Source organism: Blautia obeum ATCC 29174 (assembly GCF_025147765.1).
Taxonomy (GTDB): domain Bacteria; phylum Bacillota; class Clostridia; order Lachnospirales; family Lachnospiraceae; genus Blautia_A; species Blautia_A obeum.
The window spans coordinates 1,461,972-1,478,115 of record NZ_CP102265.1; the positions used below are offsets into that span (position 1 = coordinate 1,461,972).

Annotated in this window: 14 protein-coding genes; 7 read left to right on the forward strand and 7 right to left on the reverse strand. The window is 42.5% G+C overall.

Annotated features, from left to right (window positions below):
• Positions 1-86: 86 nt before the first annotated feature.
• The 6 genes from NQ503_RS06915 to dpaL all read right to left on the reverse strand — a co-directional run bounded on the left by NQ503_RS06915 (position 87) and on the right by dpaL (position 6,387).
• On the reverse strand, positions 87-377 hold the full coding sequence (locus tag NQ503_RS06915) for a BMC domain-containing protein (RefSeq protein WP_005422428.1): 291 nt from the start codon (positions 375-377) through the stop codon (positions 87-89).
• A gap of 36 nt (positions 378-413) precedes the next feature.
• On the reverse strand, positions 414-713 hold the full coding sequence (locus tag NQ503_RS06920) for a BMC domain-containing protein (protein WP_022387895.1): 300 nt from the start codon (positions 711-713) through the stop codon (positions 414-416).
• A 244-nt stretch (positions 714-957) separates the two neighbouring features.
• On the reverse strand, positions 958-1,902 hold the full coding sequence (arcC, locus tag NQ503_RS06925) for a carbamate kinase (protein WP_005422432.1): 945 nt from the start codon (positions 1,900-1,902) through the stop codon (positions 958-960).
• A gap of 24 nt (positions 1,903-1,926) precedes the next feature.
• On the reverse strand, positions 1,927-3,120 hold the full coding sequence (ygeW, locus tag NQ503_RS06930; protein WP_005422433.1) for a knotted carbamoyltransferase YgeW: 1,194 nt from the start codon (positions 3,118-3,120) through the stop codon (positions 1,927-1,929).
• Positions 3,121-3,624: 504 nt separating this feature from the next.
• Positions 3,625-4,935: a YgeY family selenium metabolism-linked hydrolase gene (locus NQ503_RS06935; protein ID WP_005422434.1), complete on the reverse strand. Its 1,311-nt coding sequence runs from the start codon at positions 4,933-4,935 to the stop codon at positions 3,625-3,627.
• 222 nt (positions 4,936-5,157) lie between these two features.
• Positions 5,158-6,387: a diaminopropionate ammonia-lyase gene (dpaL, locus tag NQ503_RS06940; RefSeq protein WP_005422435.1), complete on the reverse strand. Its 1,230-nt coding sequence runs from the start codon at positions 6,385-6,387 to the stop codon at positions 5,158-5,160.
• A 234-nt stretch (positions 6,388-6,621) separates the two neighbouring features.
• On the opposite strand from dpaL, the gene NQ503_RS06945 reads away from it, so the two are divergent.
• The 6 genes from NQ503_RS06945 to NQ503_RS06970 all read left to right on the forward strand — a co-directional run bounded on the left by NQ503_RS06945 (position 6,622) and on the right by NQ503_RS06970 (position 13,807).
• Entirely contained in the window at positions 6,622-7,866 is a 1,245-nt protein-coding gene (locus NQ503_RS06945) for a DUF1015 domain-containing protein (RefSeq protein ID WP_044924878.1), read from the forward strand.
• A 47-nt stretch (positions 7,867-7,913) separates the two neighbouring features.
• A complete protein-coding gene (locus NQ503_RS06950; RefSeq protein WP_005422440.1) occupies positions 7,914-9,110 on the forward strand; it encodes an SPFH domain-containing protein in 1,197 nt (398 codons plus the stop codon).
• 17 nt (positions 9,111-9,127) lie between these two features.
• Positions 9,128-10,225 carry a TFIIB-type zinc ribbon-containing protein gene (locus NQ503_RS06955; RefSeq protein WP_022388473.1) on the forward strand — a complete coding sequence of 366 codons (1,098 nt, stop codon included), beginning with the start codon at positions 9,128-9,130 and terminating at the stop codon, positions 10,223-10,225.
• Positions 10,226-11,071, forward strand: a complete 846-nt coding sequence (locus NQ503_RS06960; protein WP_005422445.1) for a TPM domain-containing protein — start codon at positions 10,226-10,228, stop codon at positions 11,069-11,071.
• Between the two features lie 321 nt (positions 11,072-11,392).
• A complete protein-coding gene (locus NQ503_RS06965; protein WP_005422446.1) occupies positions 11,393-12,793 on the forward strand; it encodes a sodium:proton antiporter in 1,401 nt (466 codons plus the stop codon).
• Between the two features lie 12 nt (positions 12,794-12,805).
• Entirely contained in the window at positions 12,806-13,807 is a 1,002-nt protein-coding gene (locus NQ503_RS06970; protein ID WP_005422447.1) for a cytidylate kinase-like family protein, read from the forward strand.
• A gap of 82 nt (positions 13,808-13,889) precedes the next feature.
• Here the strand turns inward: NQ503_RS06970 and NQ503_RS06975 are convergent, their stop codons facing one another.
• Positions 13,890-14,537: a helix-turn-helix transcriptional regulator gene (locus tag NQ503_RS06975; RefSeq protein WP_005422449.1), complete on the reverse strand. Its 648-nt coding sequence runs from the start codon at positions 14,535-14,537 to the stop codon at positions 13,890-13,892.
• A 213-nt stretch (positions 14,538-14,750) separates the two neighbouring features.
• Between NQ503_RS06975 and hydA the strand changes: the two genes are divergently transcribed.
• Entirely contained in the window at positions 14,751-16,124 is a 1,374-nt protein-coding gene (gene hydA / locus NQ503_RS06980; RefSeq protein ID WP_005422450.1) for a dihydropyrimidinase, read from the forward strand.
• Positions 16,125-16,144 lie beyond the last annotated feature (20 nt).

The window sequence follows — 16,144 nt, forward strand, 5'->3', positions numbered from 1 at the left end:
ATATTTTCGATGTGGTTTTTTGTTGCTTTTTTGGCAATGAAATAAAAAAGAGACCTGATACAGACAGGTCTCTGAATAAACAATGATTATGCAAAATGATGAGTAGCAGCATCTTCTTCTACAAGACGTACAGTTTCTTCAGAAGGATTGGAGATCACTGCCGCAAGAATAATGTCGCATGGTGGATTCTGTTTTACAGACTCTACAGCAGCAGTAACAGCAGATACATCACCGCTCATAAAAACAACTTCATGTCCACCGCATTTGCCGTTCCAGGTACGAAAAGATACGTCTGCTGTCTTGAGCATCTGGTCAATGACCATGACTGCATTACAGCTTCCTAATACTTCAACTAATCCGAATGCTCCGTATTTCATAGTATGATCCTCACTTTAATCAAATATTCAGGGTTATTATTTACCTGCTGTCATATACATAGCCGGTTCTGTGTCATGAGCAGGAGAAGCAATGATCGTATGAGAAAAAATCTTTGTCAGCGGCTCAGCTACTTTAAGGGCTGCATCCATTGCAGCAGTTACATCGGATACAGATCCACGCATTTTTACGCATGCACCGGCACCAAGACGATTACGCTCAACATTCTGAATTTTTACATTGGCTGCTTTGGAAGCAGCGTCAAGTGCTACGAAGCAGGCAGCAAGACTGTCAAGTTCAAAGATACCAACTGCCATGCCATTATAATTCTCAGCCATAATACCTCCATCAATCATTATATAAAATATGATTTTATACATTTTTATATTAATATAATTATACCTTTTTTTTCGTTGAAACACAAGAAAAAAATATGATTTTTTGTGGCTTTTATTTGTGGTTTTTTGTTGGATTGAATATTACAATGATTGCCACAATCCTGCCAGAGCTAAAAGAGAAAAAGTAGTATAATCTGTTTTTTTGACCAGATTATACTACTTTTTTATATCATGGCATTGATATTTAAATATGGATTTTAGTCCCGGTCTTGCCCTGAATACCGTCTTTGGCTTTTTCGAGAAGCGTAATCATGGCAGAGCGTCCTTCTTTGGAAGAGGCAAAATCCATGGCCGCCTGTACTTTGGGAAGCATGGAACCTGGTGCAAACTGACCTTCGTCTACATATTTCTGGGCTTCTTCGACTGTCATCTCATCCAGCCATTTCTCATTTTCCTTACCGAAGTTTACGGCAACTTTTTCAACGGCAGTCAGGATGATCAGCATGTCGGCATCAAGTTCTTTAGCGAGTAAGCAACTTGCAAAATCTTTATCAATAACAGCTGATGCACCTTTGAGGTGGTCGCCCTGTAATGTGACAGGAATTCCTCCACCGCCGCAGCAGATAACAATTTTGTTTGCATCTACAAGACTGTTGATCGCATCCTGTTCTACGATTTCAACTGGCTTCGGGGAAGCAACGACACGGCGGTATCCGCGACCGGCATCTTCTTTCATAACATAACCATATGCTTTTTCTGCATGTTCAGCCTGTTCTCTGGTCATGAAATGTCCAATTGGTTTGCTTGGATTCTGGAAGGCCGGATCATTTTCATCGACACGTACCTGTGTAACAACAGTTACGACCGGTGTGCGCATAAATCCGCGTTTGCGAAGCTCTTCACGAAGCGCATTCTGCAGGTCGTATCCGATGTATGCTTGGCTCATGGCAACACAGACGGAGAGAGGCGTGTTTGGCTGGTTTGCGTCTTCTCTGGAAAGAGCTGCCATGGCATTGTTGATCATACCTACCTGTGGGCCATTTCCATGAACAACAACAACCTGATGCCCTTCTTCGATCAGATCACACAGGGCTTTTGCTGTGGTTTTGACGGCCTGCATCTGTTCCGGGAGTGTATTGCCAAGGGCGTTTCCGCCCAGAGCAATCACAATTCTTTTTCTTTTATACATTGTAAAAACCTACCCGATAAAAAATTATTTCATGATTCTTGGTGCAGCTTTTACTTCCAGTTTCTTCAGGATATCCTGCGGATTTTCAAATTTGGAAAGCATGATCATAGCTGCAATGATATATGGTTTGAAGCTTGCTTCTTTATAAAGCGGGATTCTGTAACGGTCAAATACGGATGCATCGACTTCGCCTGTTTCGCAGCTTACACCTGTGATATCAGCTGGCAGACAGTGCAGATAGAGAGCTTTTCCGTCTTTTGTTGTTTTCATGAGTTCTTCTGTGCAAGCCCAGTCTTTGTGTTCGGCATTCTGAGCAAGAAGTTCTTTTTCAAGTTTGTCGATTCCTTCGAAATCGCCTTCTGCATAGAGATTGGTACGTTTTTCCATAGCAGCGAAAGGAGCCCAGCTCTTTGGATATACAATATCAGCATCTTTGAAGGCTTCTTCCATGCTGTTTGTTTTTGTGAAGGATCCGCCTGTTGCTTCTGCGTTCTTTCTAGCAATTTCTTCAACTTCCGGCATTACATCGTATCCTTCTGGATGAGCAAGAACAACGTCCATACCGAAACGTGTCATCAGACCGATAACACCCTGAGGAACAGAGAGCGGTTTGCCGTAAGATGGAGAGTAAGCCCATGACATAGCGATTTTTTTGCCTTTGAGGTTCTCTACACCACCAAATTCATGGATAATATGAAGCATATCAGCCATACACTGTGTTGGATGGTCAACGTCGCACTGCAGGTTTACAAGAGTAGGTCTCTGTTCAAGGATACCATCTTTGTTTCCCTCAGTAACTGCATCCATGAATTCTTTCTGGTATGCATGTCCTTTGCCGATATACATATCATCACGGATACCGATTACGTCAGCCATGAAGGATACCATGTTTGCTGTTTCGCGAACAGTTTCACCATGCGCAATCTGCGATTTTTTCTCATCGAGATCCTGTACTTCCAGACCAAGAAGGTTGCAGGCAGAAGCGAAAGAGAAACGGGTACGTGTAGAGTTGTCACGGAAGATGGAGATTCCAAGACCACTTTCAAATACTTTTGTGGAAATGTTGTTTTCTCTCATGAAACGAAGTGCATCTGCTACGGTAAATACTGCTTCGAGTTCTTCGTCGGTTTTGTCCCATGTCCAGAAGAAATCGTTGTTATACATTTCTTTGAAGTTAAGTTTGTTGAGTTTGTCGATGTAATCCTGTAAAGTTTTCATGTTTTTCTCCTTTTTGTGGGAAATGTGTGACTAAGATTATTCTTCTTTAACGTGTGATGGAATCAAATATTTCAACGGTGACACGCTCTCGCTGACTTCGACTGGCAGCGGTACATAAGTGACCAGAATACGGTCACTAAGTACCGGCCGTCTCAGATCATCACCTTATGAAATATTTATTCCCCACACTGAGAAGAAAAAACGCCTTAATTAGCACATTTCGTGTGTGGTTATTCGTTTATTGACTATTTGTTCATCTTACGGCCTGAAGCATTATAGATATTGTTCACTCTGTCTGTAGCAGCTAATTATCTATTAGTTTATACTTGCAACACAAAGAGCTTATAATTAGTTAAGTTAATATCCTTCTGATCTGACAGTGTATTACTACTGTGCTTTTAGCCCCAAGGGTGTGCAGAGGGAGCGGGGCTTCGCTCCCTTTGCAAGGTTCAAAGGACTTCGTCCTTTATAAGTTCAAAGAATCCCGTTCTTTGTTGTTCTTTCTTACTTGCAGTAAGAAGCAGGCAGAGCTGCATAAACCGCTGCGCATCTTACGAGGTCGATTTTCCAGGTCTTTTCGTTTGGTGCATGTGCCTGTGCCTCTGCTCCAGGACCGAATCCGATGCAAGGGATTCCATTACGTCCCATAATGGATACGCCGTTTGTGGAGAATGTCCATTTATCTGTAAGTGGGCGTGCTTTTCGCATTTCTTCTGTTTCAGCATTTCCAAGACGGGTTTCACCGTACAGGTTTTTGTATGCGTCTTCAAGAGCTTTTGTTACTTTGTGATCTTTCGGAATAGCCCATGTCGGGAAGTAGCACTCGATTTCGTATTTGCAGCCTGTGTAGGAAGGACGATCATAGTTATACATGGATACAACAACGTCATCACCGTATTTCTGAACGCTTGGAAGTGCACGGATCTCATCCAGGCAGCTTTCCCATGTTTCTCCGAATGTCATACGACGGTCAAGAGATACCGCACAGGAGTCAGCTACTGCACAACGGCTAGGAGAGGTGTAGAAAATCTGAGATACAGTTACAGTACCGCGTCCAAGGAAACGAGCCTCTTCCCAGTCAGGGTTAAATTTTGGATTGAGCATTTTAACAAGACCTTTGATCTCTGTTTCGTCAGCGTCATCGTTTTCATTAAGGGAACGTACGTCCTGAAGGATATCAGCCATTTTGTAGATGGCGTTGTCACCACGTTCCGGAGCAGAACCATGGCAGGAAACACCCTTTACATCTACGCGGATTTCCATACGTCCACGCTGACCTCTGTAGATACCACCGTCAGTTGGCTCTGTGGAAACTACAAATTCCGGACGGATCTTGTCTTCGTTGATGATGTACTGCCAGCAGAGACCGTCACAGTCTTCTTCCTGAACCGTTCCGACTACCATGATCTTATATCCTTCCGGAATCAGATCCATGTCTTTCATGATTCTGGCACCGTATACAGCAGATACGAGACCACCGCACTGGTCAGAGACACCACGTCCACCGATTTCTTCTTCTGTTTCGTAACCTTCGTATGGATCGAAGTTCCAGTTTTCGATGTTACCGATACCAACCGTATCGATATGGGCATCAAAAGCGAGAATCTTATCACCGGATCCCATGTAACCGATGACGTTACCCTGTGGATCAATAGTTACTTCATCGAAGTTCAGCTTTTTCATTTCAGCTTCGATTGTTTCGATATGTTTTCTTTCGTCGCAGCTTTCTCCAGGATTTTTAACGATTGCTCTTAAGAATTTGACCATATCTTCCTGATAATTCTGAGCAGCTTCTTTGATTTTGCCGTAATCCATTTTAAAGTTCCTCCCATGTATATGAAATAATTTTTGAGTTTTTGATTACTTGATGATACTTACGGATTGTTCCGCAGTAAACTGCTCCCACAATCCTTCAAACATTCGGAATCCGCTGATTTACTATGTAAATCGCTACTTCCTCATGTTTGGAGGTCCCCAAATTCAAATGCTTTATCGTGCAAGCACGAACATCATTTGAAATTTTTGCCCCTGGTATCATCACTTGCTTAAAGATTCGTTTGTTCCGTACAGTCCATCCCATACGATCTCGCGGTAACGAACCGGATCGGTGTCACCTTCTGTGGAGATTACGAGAACGTTGGAGTTTTCATCCAGTTTCAGAGCTTCTTTGAGATCTTTTGCATCTTCATCGTGAAGGGCAGTGAAGCACAGACCAAGCGGAACAGAACCAGATTCGCCAGAAACGATATGCGGATCATTACCGAGCGGATTCGCATAGATTCGTGTTGCTTTGGCACTCATCCAGTCCGGGCAGGATGCAAACACAGAAACGTGATTCCTTAAGATATCCCATCCAATGGTGTTTGCTTCGCCGCATGCGAGACCGGCCATAATCGTCTGAAGGTCACCGCCTACGTTTACAAGATCACCGGATTCCTTCATAGCAGAACGGTACAGGCAATCAGCAGCACTTGCTTCGCAGACAACCATTACTGGTGGATTTTCTTTATATTTATGTGCGAAGTAACCAACGACAGCGCCTGCAAGAGAACCAACACCTGCCTGGACAAATACATGTGTCGGGCGGTCGATTCCGGCTTCCTTGAGCTGCTGGTCAGCTTCCATAACCATAGTTCCATATCCCTGCATGATCCATGACGGGATTTCTTCATATCCGTCCCAGGCAGTATCCTGAACGATGATGCCATGCTCTGTCTTGGCGGCTTCAGCTGCAGCCATTCTTACGCAGTCATCGTAATTAACTTCTTCGATGGTAACAGTCGCACCTTCTTTAGCAATGTTGTCAAAACGTGTTTTCGTTGTTCCTTTTGGCATACGGACAACTGCTTTCTGTCCGAGACGTTTGGCAGCCCATGCAACTCCGCGTCCGTGGTTTCCATCTGTTGCTGTGAAGAAGGTAGCCTGTCCGAATTCTTTTCTTAATTCTTCAGAAGAAAGAACCGCATATGGAAGTTCGCTGATATCTTTCCCAACTTCTTTTGCTATGTAACGTCCCATTGCGTAGGAACCACCAAGAACTTTGAAGGCGTTCAGTCCGAAACGATAGGACTCATCCTTGCAATGGATGCTCTTAACACCAAGATAGGATGCCAGTTCAGCAAGATCCTGAAGAGGAGTTACTGTATATTGAGGAAAACTTTTGTGAAATTCATTGGCCTTTTTTACGTTCTCTTCGGACATTAACTCGAGATGTTTGTCGTCAGATCTGGCAACGTGATTGACAGTCCATTTTAAACCTTCTGTCATTTGAAAACCCTCCTTAAAAAATTTATTTTGAACTCATAATTTTTCTTTTCTTTCTAAAACTATCATATCATAAATATGTAAATTTGCAAGAGAAAATACAAAAACTTTTAGGTTTTTACAAAAAAAGTTAGCACACCAAAAAAAAAGTGTCATTTGTTGAAAATAAACAATTGCTGTGATAAGATGAAACTATCTTTATACATAAGTGATGAGACAGAAAAGGAGACAATGAATATGGCTATTTTTCAGGCGTTTCGGGCATTGCGTCCTGTTTCGGAGAAGGCAGCAGATGTAGCTGCACTTCCATATGATGTGGTAGATCGTGCAGAGGCGAAAGCGATTGGAGATAAAAATCCTGATTCTTTCCTGCACGTAGATCGTGCTGAGATGGATCTGCCGGATGATACAGATCTGTATGACTCGAAAGTATATGAACGCGCAAGACAGAATCTGTTGAATATGGAAAAAAATGGTGTGATGAAACAGGATGAAACACCGTGCTATTATATTTATGAACTTACCCGTAAGGGAAAGACACAGACAGGTCTGGTTGGATGCTGTTCAATCGATGATTATATGAAGGGAATCGTAAAAAAACATGAACTTACCAGAGAAGATAAGGAGCAGGACCGTATCCGTCATGTAGATGTGTGTGATGCGAATACTGGACCGATTTATCTTGCGTGCCGCTATCCACAGCAGTTGCTTGATTTGATGGAACAATGGAAAACATCTCACGCAGCAGTATATGATTTTGTTGCAGATGATGAAATTGGGCATCGCGTGTGGGTGATCGACGGGAATGAGGAGATTGAGACGATACGTGAGCAGTTTGAAAATATCCCGTCTATATATATTGCGGATGGACATCACAGAGCAGCATCGGCAGTGAAAGTGGGACTTAAACGAAGAGAAGAGCATCCGGATTATGATGGAACAGAGGAATTTAATTATTTCCTTTCTGTAGTATTTCCATATGATCAGCTCAAAATCCTTGCATATAATAGAGTGGTGCATGACCTGAATGGAATGGATGAACATGCTTTTATTGCCAGTCTGAAATTTAATTTTGAACTTATGATCATGCCGGGATTCCCGTGTAAACCAGTAGAAAAACACTGCATGGGCATGTATGTGGGCGGAAACTGGTATCATTTAAAAGCATGGGAAGATGTTTATGAGAAGAAAGATGTAGTAGGTCAGCTGGATGTGTCTATCCTTCAGAAAAAAGTTCTTACACCGATTCTTGGCATTGGTGATCCGCGTACGGATCAGAGAATCCGTTTTGTAGGTGGCAGCCATAAGTTGAGTGAACTTGCCGAGATTGCAGATAAGACTGGTGGAGTTGCATTTGCCATGTTTCCGACGGCAATGGAAGATCTGATGCAGATTGCAGATGAAAATAAACTCATGCCGCCGAAATCTACCTGGTTTGAACCGAAACTTCGAAGCGGTCTGTTTATACATAAACTTTCATAATAATAAGCTCTGATACAGAGCAGTTTTCAGAAAAGGAGGAATTACGTATGGGATTGATCAAAGCAGCAGTTGGAGCAGCCGGTGGGGTACTGGCAGATCAGTGGAAAGAGTATTTTTACTGTGAGGCTATGCCAGCCGATGTGCTGGTTACAAAAGCACATAAAAAAGTTTCTGGGAGATCATCAAACAAACATGGATCAGAAAATATCATATCCAACGGATCTGTAATCGCAGTGAACGACGGACAGTGTATGCTGATCGTAGAACAGGGAAAAGTTGTAGATGTCTGTGCAGAACCAGGAGAATACACTTACGATATGTCTACAGAACCATCTCTTTTCTGTGGTGATCTGGGCGAGGGAATCAAAAGTGTTTTTCAACAGATCGGCAAGCGTTTTGCTTTTGGTGGAGAAGCACCAAAAGATCAGAGAGTATATTTTGTAAACACAAAAGAACTCGTGGGAAATAAATATGGAACACCGAATCCGGTTCCTTTCCGTGTAGTGGACAACAATATCGGACTGGATATTGATATTTCTATTAAATGTTTTGGGGAATACAGCTATCGAATTGCCAATCCGATTCTTTTTTATACAAATGTATGTGGTAATGTAGAACAGGATTATGAACGGGAAGAGATTGACGGTCAGTTGAAGAGTGAGCTTATGACCGCATTGCAGCCGGCTTTTGCGAAAATTTCGGAACAGGGTATCCGTTACAGCGCACTTCCGGGACATACACAGGAACTTTCTGATGCACTGAATCAGGTACTTACTGAAAAATGGAATAACTTAAGAGGTATCTGCATTGTTTCACTTGGTGTGTCCAGTGTGAAAGCATCCGAAGAAGATGAAGCGATGATCAAAGAACTGCAGAGAAATGCTGCGTTCCGTAATCCGACAATGGCAGCAGCACATATGGTAGGAGCGCAGGCAAGTGCTATGCAGGCAGCTGCATCTAATCAGAATGCCGCTCCGGTAATGGCGTTTGCAGGTATGAATATGGCATCTAATGCCGGTGGAGTGAATGCACAGAATTTGTTTGCAATGGGGCAGCAGGCACAGCCGCAGATGCAGCCACAGTCTCAGCAGAGCAGTGGATGGACATGTGCATGCGGAGCTGTTAATACAGGTAAATTCTGCTCAGAGTGCGGACAGCCGCGTCCGGCAGGACCGTGGACCTGCAGCTGTGGAGCTGCTAATACGGGTAAATTCTGTTCGGAATGTGGACGACCAAGACCATAACCTGAGGAGGTGACCGGGTGGATACATTAAACTATAAATGTCCAAACTGTTCGGCTGGACTTACGTTTGACAGTAAAGAACAGAAGATGAAATGCGAATTTTGCGGAAGTACGTATTCGCTGGAAGAACTGGATAAACTGGCAGAACAGCAGGATACGGTAGAAGAAGATAAGACCGAAAAATGGAAAGGGTTTGAACCGGAACAGTGGCAGTCAGATGAGAAGTCAAATATGGCAGTGTGGAACTGTCCGTCCTGTGGAGCTGAAATATTGGCCGAAAAGACAACAGGATCAACGGTGTGTCCGTATTGTGACAATCCAATGATCATGCCGGAACAGTTTAAAGACAGTTATCGTCCGGATTACATCATTCCGTTTATGAAATCAAAAAAAGAAGCGAAACAGGCACTTAAGGCACATTACGAAGGAAAACCGCTTCTTCCGAAAGTATTTAAAGATGAAAATCATCTCGAAGAGATTAGGGCAGTTTATGTACCGTTCTGGTTGTTTGATCTGGATACTGCAGGAAGATTCAGCTATGAGGCGACAAAAACCAGAGTATGGGAAGACGATGACTATAACTATACAGCAACCAGGTTTTATCATGTTGCCCGTGCCGGAAAGATAAACTTCCGAAAAATACCAGTGGATGGTTCAAAGGCAATCGATGATACCATGATGGAGGCAATCGAACCATATGAGTATCAGGATCTGACAGAATTTAATATGTCCTACCTGTCCGGATATATGGCAGATAAATATGATCAGGAACCGGATGAACTGACCGGACGTGTCTATGAACGTATGGAACAGAGCGTCAAAGACTGTTTTGAAGCGAGTGTAAAAGGATATGCAACTGTTACGCCGAAGCAGGAGAAGGTTACTGTAACGAATAAAGGCGAGGTAAAATATGGCCTTTTTCCGGTATGGTTTCTGAATACAAAATGGAATGGAAAAACATATTCGTTTGCAATGAATGGACAGACGGGACGTCTGATCGGTGACCTTCCGGTGGGAAAAGATCTGGCAGTAAAATACTGGTTCAAATGTCATATCCCGCTGACAATTGCTATGACAGCAATCGTTACAGCACTGCGATTTATGGGGGTGATCTGAATGAAGAAAATGAATCTTATCTTAAGCGGATCACTGCTTGTGATGAGCCTTGGTGTGCTTTCACCGGCTGTGGTGTATGCAGGTGCTGAGACAGAGACGGCACAGGAAGATGAAAATGGAGAAATGTCCTGGGTTTTTGATGATTGCGGGATTCTGAGTGATGATGAGATCACAGAGCTTAATGATGAACTTGCGACTATATATGATACATATGGATATGATGCCGTTCTCTGGATCTCACAGGATGTGGGAGAGGACGAAGATTATCGTCAGTATGCTGCGGAATTTATGCAGGCTAATGAAATTGGTTATGGAGATACTCATGAAGGTATGTGTATTTTCCATCAGCCGGGTGTCAGAAACATTACGATCGTATTCCGCGGAGACACGCAGAATGAGTTTTCTACGAGAATCCAGGATGAAATGCTGGATAAATGTAAGACATATCTTAAGGATGATGATCCATTCGGTGGATATCAGTCATTGATTCATGATCTGGAGGCGGGACTTGACCGCATTTCGGAAGGAGAGAATATCCGGTTGATGGATCTCAGTGATGAAGCAGTTGGCGGACGGTTCGTGAAAGATCTTCTCATGGCATTTGTGATCATGATCATTCCAACGGGAGTTCTCACCTGGTATCAGGTACGTAAGATGAAAACACGTGTGCAGCAGCCGGATGCCAGTGAATATACGACGGATAGTGGACTGGAATTGAGCGAAAAACATGATATTTTCCTGTATGAGACGGTAAGCCAGACTGCAAAAGTCAAAAACGATAATAATGATTCAGGAAGCTTTTCAAGTGGTGGAGAGAGTTTTTCGGGATCCAGCAGCGATTACTAAAATTAAGCCAGCGGGGAACTTGCCCGTTGGCTTAATTTATGAATAAAAATACAAAAAAACTTTGTTTTATACAAACAGTTAATTTGCATCAAAAATGCACAAATTGATATAGAAATACTTTACAGAAGTACAACAATGCACTAATAAAAATACAATATATAGGAAAAATGCACAAAAGGAACAGGAGAGATACAGGATTTATTGAACGAAAGTGCAATTGTAATTTGCAACAGGTATGTTATAATTTCCACTGATTGAAAACTAAACGTGGGGGTGACATCTTTGAAAAAAACAGTAACATTTTTTGGAATGCTTCTGTCCATGCTTCTGATGTGTCCGACAGGTGTCTGGGCAGCAGGAAGTGGAGAAACAACCACTCAGGTGCCGGTATGGCTGTGCATTCCTTTTGCGGGGCTGCTGCTCTGCATCGCCGTGATGCCGCTGATCAAAGCTGAATGGTGGGAAGCACATCAGCCACATGTGGTACTTATGTGGATTCTGCTGATGGTGATTCCGTTTGCAGTGGTTTATGGTACAGGCAAAGCAACAGAGACAGTTCTTGAATGTATTGTAAATGATTATCTTACTTTTATTGTTCTTCTTTTCGGACTTTTCTGTGTTTCGGGTAATATTACCATGGAAGGTGATTTTGCAGGCTCTCCGAGGGTAAATGCCTGCCTGCTCGCTTTCGGAACTCTTTTGTCCAGCTGTATCGGAACGACCGGTGCCAGTATGCTGATGGTACGACCGGTAATCAAGATGAATTCCTGGAGGAAGAGAAAAAGCCATATCATGATATTCTTTATCTTTATGGTATCTAATATGGGTGGATGTCTGACACCAATCGGTGATCCGCCGCTCCTTATGGGATTTATGAGAGGAGTACCGTTCTTCTGGAGTCTGCATCTGTTACCGGTCCTGCTCTTCAACATGGTGATCATGCTGTTTGTATTCTATCATGTGGATAAGCTGGCATATCGTAAAGACATTGCACAGGGACGTAAACCGGATATCAGTAAACCTGGTACAGAATTTCATATTGAAGGACTGCATAATATTATCTTCCTGGTGATGATCGTGGCAGCGGTTATCCTAAGCGGGGTACTTCCGGGACTTTCTGCGTTCCAGAATGCGGCAGGAGAAGTTATGGGAATCCACATTTTCGGTGAAGTGACACTGACATTCCCGGCACTGATAGAGATTGTTATGATCCTTCTGGCTGCATTTCTGTCATTTAAAACAACGGATAAGAGCATCCGTAGAAGAAACCATTTTACCTGGGGGGCTATCCAGGAGGTTGCGGTATTGTTTATCGGTATTTTTATTACCATGCAACCGGCCTTGATGCTTCTGAAAGCACTTGGACCTCATATCGGACTTTCCAGTCCGCGTGAAATGTTCTGGGCAACCGGTGCACTGTCCAGTTTCCTGGATAATACACCAACTTATCTGGTATTTCTTACCACGGCAGGAACCCTTGGTTTCCTGAATGGAGTTACAACAAGTCTTGGCACAGTTCCGGTCAAACTTTTGTCTGCGATTTCCTGTGGTGCGGTATTTATGGGAGCCAACACATATATCGGTAATGCTCCGAACTTTATGGTAAAATCTATTTCTGACGAGAATGGTGTCAATATGCCGTCCTTCTTCGGATACATAGGCTGGTCATTGGTATTCCTTGTTCCGGTATTTATACTGGATATGCTTGTGTTCTTTATGTAAGGGGGGAGAGTTATGTCAGAAAATATCAATCGTGAAATATATACAGAACTTGCCAATCGTATTTATGATCTGGATGCAGAAGTATATCGTGTTCTGGGATCTTCTCTTGGACGTACGTTTACCGGAAACCGTGATACGACGATCCGTACGTTGAGTATGCTGATGTATACAAAACCGGACGGACATCTTCTTCGAAGTGAACTTGCACTGATCAGTAATATGGCTCGTACGATTAAAGATCCGGCAGAAAAAAGCCGCCTGATGACGGAGTATGATGAGATCCTCAAAGCAATTGAGCAGCTTCCAAACATGTTTGGTTCTACGGATATTCTGGATGCAGAGAGAGCAGCACTGAATCTGGCTGTCAGAAGAGAGAAAATCTCAGAAAATGACCATTTGGTTATCTGTATCAGCCGTACACAGGGAAGTGCAGGAAATGATATTGGTTTTGAACTTGCTGATAAACTGCGAATTAACTATTATGATGTGGAAATCTTTGACCAGGTTATGAAACGCCTGGAAGCAGAAAAAGATAATGTTCAGGATAAAGAGAATTTTACGGATTTCAATAAGTATGGAAAGAAAACGCATGAGAGCCTGAAGACGAAACTGAAAGAATTGAATCGTTATCATGGACTTTCCAAGCAGGATGCGGTCTTCTTTAATATGAGCGATCTGATCTGTGAACTGGCAAGAACAGAGGACTGCCTGATCATGGGACGATGTGCAGATGCAATCCTTAAGAATAACCATATTCCACATATCAGTATATTTATCAGCGCACCATTCCAGGTACGCACACAACATGTTATGGATGTTCGTAATATGGATATGAAGCAGGCTGTCCGTTTCCTGAAGAAGATGGATAAACAGCACAAAAAATATTACGAATTTTACACTGGAGAGAAATGGGGAAAACCGGAAAATTATGACCTTTGTATCAACAGTGCGAATTATGGTATCAAGGAAACCATTGATGTCATCAAACGATTGCTGAATCAGCAGACACAGTAGAAAATAAACAACGAAATAATCAATAAAAAATCCGCAGGATATCATCTGAGAATGATATTCAGCGGATTTTTGTTGTAAAAGATTATTTGTTTACATCAATATAGCTGTACAGCGTGTACTTGGAAATACCGAAATAATTAGCTACTTTATCGCCGGATTTTGTAATCAGAAAAGCACCGGAATCATTCAGGAACTGGATTGCAGTCACCTTGTCTTCTTTGTTCATCAGAGCGACTGGTTTTCCGACCAGAGCTACGGATTCTTCAATCAGATGATCCAGCAGATCATTGACACTGTGGGTGATCTCTTTTGGCTTTTCTTCCTTATTAACGGGAGTGACCAGAGCGTGCAGTGCACTTTCGATCATGGTCAGCTTTGTAATATCATAGTTGATTCCAAATACATAATGCAAGGTGCCATCATCGTCGCGGATATAGGAAGTACTGCATTTTAGAATTTTACCGTCAGAGGTTTTCATCAGATATCCGGAATGATCCTGAATCTCGTCTGTTGAGTCGCTTCCTTTTTTGTTGTTATGCCTGATTACATCAAAAACTGCATTAGAAGGACCATCACCAATTCCTCTTCCGGTAACATGACCGTTTTCGATATAGACAATGGAATGTTCCGGATCGTTGGTTTTGAGATCGTGGATTACGATTTCACAATCAGGACCAAATTGAGAAGCAAGATCTCTTGCAATCTGTTTTAATACAGTCAGCCGTCCCATTATTATTCCTCCTCCATGTTGTGGTTTGTATTGTTATTATTACTAATATAACATAAATTTTTTTTGAGATAAAGTTTTTTCAAAGAAAAATTAAGCATGCCTTAAAAAAATTGTTCGAAATATTTTTGGATGCATAGATAGTAGTTGATGCTCTGGCGGAAGAATGATATATTTAATATCATAAACAAGGATTTGTTTTTGGGGGTGAAAACTATGAAATATTTATTGAAAAACGGAACGGTTGTAACAGGCGAAAAATCAGAGCAGCTGGACATTCTGGTAGAAGGAGAAAAAATCGTACAGGTTGGGAAAAATCTTCCATCCAAGGATGCACAGGAAATCGATGTCAGTGGGAAACTCCTTTTTCCAGGTTTCATAGATGGTCATACACATTTTGATCTGGAAGTAGCAGGTACAGTAACGGCGGATGATTTTGAGACTGGAACAAAAGCAGCGATTCTCGGGGGAACTACATTTGTCATTGATTATGCATCACAGGATAAGGGTGGACACACTCTGAAGGAAGGTCTTGATAAATGGCATAAGAAGGCAGATGACAAATGTTCCTGTGATTATTCTTTCCATATGTCAATCGTGGAATGGAATGAAAAGACAGAACAGGAAATACAGGACATGATCGATCATGGAATCACCAGTTTCAAACTGTATATGACATATCCGGCAATGATCGTAAATGACTGCGATATGTATAAAATCCTGAAAAAACTTGGAAAATGTGGCTGTTTTGCAGGTGTGCACTGCGAGAATGCAGGCGTGATCGATGCGCTGATCGCAGAAGCAAAAAAAGAGGGAAGACTTGGACCGGAAAATCATCCACTGGTGCGTCCGGATACGATGGAAGCGGAAGCTGTTCACCGTCTGCTCGTGATTGCCAAGGAGGCAGATGCACCGGTGATGGTAGTACATCTTACAAATAAAAAAGCATTTGAAGAAGTTATGCGTGCAAGAGCGAACGGACAGGAAGTATATGCAGAAACATGTCCACAGTATCTGCTACTTGATGATAGTGTGTATGCGAAACCAGATTTTCAGGGAGCTGTTTATGTCTGTGCACCTCCGATTCGCAAAAAAGAAGATCAGGACTGTCTGTGGGAAGCGTTGTCACGAGAAGATATCCAGACAGTAGCTACGGATCAGTGCAGTTTTACACTTGCGCAGAAGGCTCTGGGCAAAGATGATTTTACAAAGATTCCGGGAGGACTTCCGGGAGTTCAGACACGTGGAACATTACTTTATACATATGGGGTAAAAGAAGGCAGGATTACGCAGGAACAGATGTGTAAACTTTTATCCGAAAATCCGGCGAAACTGTATGGCGTTTATCCTCAGAAAGGTGTGCTTGCACCAGAAAGTGATGCAGACATTGTAGTACTGGATCCGGAAAAAGAAAGTGTGATATCTGCTGCCACACATGCTTATAACACTGATAATAATCCATTTGAAGGATTCAGACTGCGCTGCGGAATTGATAAAGTATTTTTAAGAGGTAATCTGGCGGTAGACGATGGTCAGCTGGTAAAAGAAAAACTCGGAAAATATATTGCCAGAGGAAAAAAACAAATGTAAATATTTCTGCTGGAGAGAAT

Coding starts and splice junctions, on each gene's coding strand:
- NQ503_RS06915 (WP_005422428.1), bottom strand. CDS start 377: ATGAAATACGGAGCATTCGGATTAGTTGAAGTATTAGGAAGCTGTAAT.
- NQ503_RS06920 (WP_022387895.1), bottom strand. CDS start 713: ATGGCTGAGAATTATAATGGCATGGCAGTTGGTATCTTTGAACTTGAC.
- arcC (WP_005422432.1), bottom strand. CDS start 1,902: ATGTATAAAAGAAAAAGAATTGTGATTGCTCTGGGCGGAAACGCCCTT.
- ygeW (WP_005422433.1), bottom strand. CDS start 3,120: ATGAAAACTTTACAGGATTACATCGACAAACTCAACAAACTTAACTTC.
- NQ503_RS06935 (WP_005422434.1), bottom strand. CDS start 4,935: ATGGATTACGGCAAAATCAAAGAAGCTGCTCAGAATTATCAGGAAGAT.
- dpaL (WP_005422435.1), bottom strand. CDS start 6,387: ATGACAGAAGGTTTAAAATGGACTGTCAATCACGTTGCCAGATCTGAC.
- NQ503_RS06945 (WP_044924878.1), top strand. CDS start 6,622: ATGGCTATTTTTCAGGCGTTTCGGGCATTGCGTCCTGTTTCGGAGAAG.
- NQ503_RS06950 (WP_005422440.1), top strand. CDS start 7,914: ATGGGATTGATCAAAGCAGCAGTTGGAGCAGCCGGTGGGGTACTGGCA.
- NQ503_RS06960 (WP_005422445.1), top strand. CDS start 10,226: ATGAAGAAAATGAATCTTATCTTAAGCGGATCACTGCTTGTGATGAGC.
- NQ503_RS06965 (WP_005422446.1), top strand. CDS start 11,393: ATGCTTCTGATGTGTCCGACAGGTGTCTGGGCAGCAGGAAGTGGAGAA.
- NQ503_RS06970 (WP_005422447.1), top strand. CDS start 12,806: ATGTCAGAAAATATCAATCGTGAAATATATACAGAACTTGCCAATCGT.
- NQ503_RS06975 (WP_005422449.1), bottom strand. CDS start 14,537: ATGGGACGGCTGACTGTATTAAAACAGATTGCAAGAGATCTTGCTTCT.
- hydA (WP_005422450.1), top strand. CDS start 14,751: ATGAAATATTTATTGAAAAACGGAACGGTTGTAACAGGCGAAAAATCA.